The organism is Streptomyces sparsus, from assembly GCF_054776295.1.
In genome coordinates, this window is record NZ_BAAHCA010000821.1 from 1 (window position 1) to 2,230 (window position 2,230).

Consider the following 2,230-nt stretch of genomic DNA (forward strand, 5'->3'; position numbering starts at 1 on the left):
CGGCGAGGGGTGCCGTGGCGCCGGCCAGGCCGTCGCTGCCCAGCACCGTCAGTACCGCCACCGCGACGGCCGTGTAGACGGCCAGGGTGATGCCCAGCGCGATGGGCACGGCGCGCGGGATGGTCCGCGCCGGGTCGCGGACCTCCTCGCCGAGGGTGGCGATGCGGGCGTATCCGGCGAACGCGAAGAACAGCAGGCCGGCCGCCTGGAGCACACCGGCGACCGTGGCGTCCGAGCCGATGTCCAGGCGGGCGGGGTCGGCCTCGGCGGAGGTGAGGGCGGCGGTGACGACGGCGGCGAGTACGGCGAGCACCACCGCCACGATCGTCCTGGTCAGCCAGGCGGCCTTCTGCACCCCGGCGTAGTTGATCGCGGTCAACGCCACCACGGCGGCCACCGCCACGGCGTGCGCCTGCTCCGGCCAGGCGTAGAGGCCGACCGTCAGGGCCATCGCCGCGCAGGAGGCCGTCTTGCCGACCACGAACGCCCAGCCGGCGAGGTAGCCCCAGAACGGGCCGAGCCGTTCGCGTCCGTAGACGTAGGTGCCGCCGGACGAGGGGTAGCGGGCGGCGAGGCGGGCCGAGGACGTGGCGTTGCAGTAGGCCACCACCGCGGCCAGGGCCAGCCCCAGCAGCAGGCCGGACCCGGCGGCGTCGGCGGCCGGCCCCACGGCGGCGAAGATCCCCGCTCCCAGCATCGCGCCCAGGCCGATGACGACCGCGTCGAGGACCCCGAGCCGCCTGCGCAGTTCTGCGGGCCCGGCGTCGGCCGACGGCTTGCTCATGCTCACTCCGCACCTCGTGGGGGCGGCCCGCGGTGAGGAGCCCCGCGCTGCCGCCGACGTCCTCAGCACCGCCGACCATAAGCGCTGCGAACGGAAGCGATCACCGGATCCCCTTTCATGTGGTGGCGATGAAGGGGGGACACACACCGCAGCGGTGGGCCGACGCTCGTCTTGGGCGCCCCCGACCGCGCTCAGGGAGGGCGCCACGAGTGGGCGGGATCGAGCGCCGCCGGCTCCGGTCTATGTGGCCCCCGAGGTACGTCGGCGGGATGCCACGGGTGCGCGTGGACCGGCCGCGGTGCTGGACTTCTTCCGTTCGACAGTAGGACGGCGCTGCCTTCCACTACTGTGAAGCCTCGAATTCACGGGGGTGGGCGTTGCAGAGCACTGGTGTGAAACTGGTATTGGCGGCGATCGGCACGGTTGCACTGGGACTGTTCACCAACTGGGCTTCCGAGAGCAGCCCGAACCGCTGGTGGTGGACGGGGGCGGCAGTTGCATCAGCCCTTTTACTGGCCATATTCGCCACGCCGGGACTTCCACGAAATCTCTTCCGCCGCCGGCCCGTGGACCTGCATGTGTCATTTCCGGCGGTCAGCGCCACGCAGCGTGGTGGCGCCTGGTGGGCGTTGCCGTTTCCACTGGACACCGAGGCACTTGACAATCTCAACGAGCGTATTGACTTCAGTAACTCGGCGTCCGTCCCCTCGGATGTCCAGCTCACGCAGTGGGTGTTTGCCAACCAAGGGGCGGACCTGGGCCGAAGTCACCGCCGCATCGTCATCCAAGGGGCAGGTCAGGCCGCCACAATCACGGACATGCGAGCCCGGGTTGTGGCACGATCAGCCGTTCTCTGCGGCACCTCCGTCGCCGCCGGCCTCGGTGGTGGATTGGAATCGATCCACGTTGACATCGACCTGGACAGTGACCGTCCGAGTGCCGCGTACTTCTCCTCCCATGCCATCACGATCTCCCCGGAGGAAACCGTGGTGGTCGATCTGCACGCCGAGGCGAACCGATCAACGGTGACCTGGGACCTGGAAATCGACTTTGTCGTTTCAGGGAAACTGAGAACGGTTACAGTGCCGTCGAAGTCGGCATGCCTGCGTACCACTGGAAAAGCCGGAGTCGAGGTGTGGTCCGATCACCCCGACGGTTACAGCATGAATGACCACTATGGCACCGTGCTCTACGCGACACGTCGTCGCATTGAACCCTGGGTCGATGCGCCTGGGGCGGCTTAACGCCTTGGCCGGAGACCTGTCCGGAGGCCGGATGGCTGTGGGACAGTTCAAGGAGGAGAGGTACGAGGTAGTCCTACCCGGACCACCACCACCGTCTCGCGGAGGCCCGTCATGCCACCGACTCCTTGCCCGGCGCCACGGCCCGTGCCGCACCCGGCCCCGTACAGGCACCCGCGCCCGCACCCGGACGGCCGCCGCCGGG

At 69.5% G+C, this 2,230-nt stretch carries 2 protein-coding genes; one reads left to right on the plus strand and one right to left on the minus strand.

The window, feature by feature from the left end:
* On the minus strand, positions 1-784 hold a 784-nt coding region (locus ACYVE9_RS23820; RefSeq protein ID WP_461029948.1), incomplete at its 3' end, for an APC family permease.
* A gap of 392 nt (positions 785-1,176) precedes the next feature.
* Between ACYVE9_RS23820 and ACYVE9_RS23825 the strand changes: the two genes are divergently transcribed.
* The gene (locus tag ACYVE9_RS23825) at positions 1,177-2,028 is read left to right on the plus strand and encodes a hypothetical protein (protein WP_461029949.1); all 852 of its coding nucleotides are present in this window, start codon (positions 1,177-1,179) and stop codon (positions 2,026-2,028) included.
* The last annotated feature ends 202 nt before the right edge of the window (positions 2,029-2,230 follow it).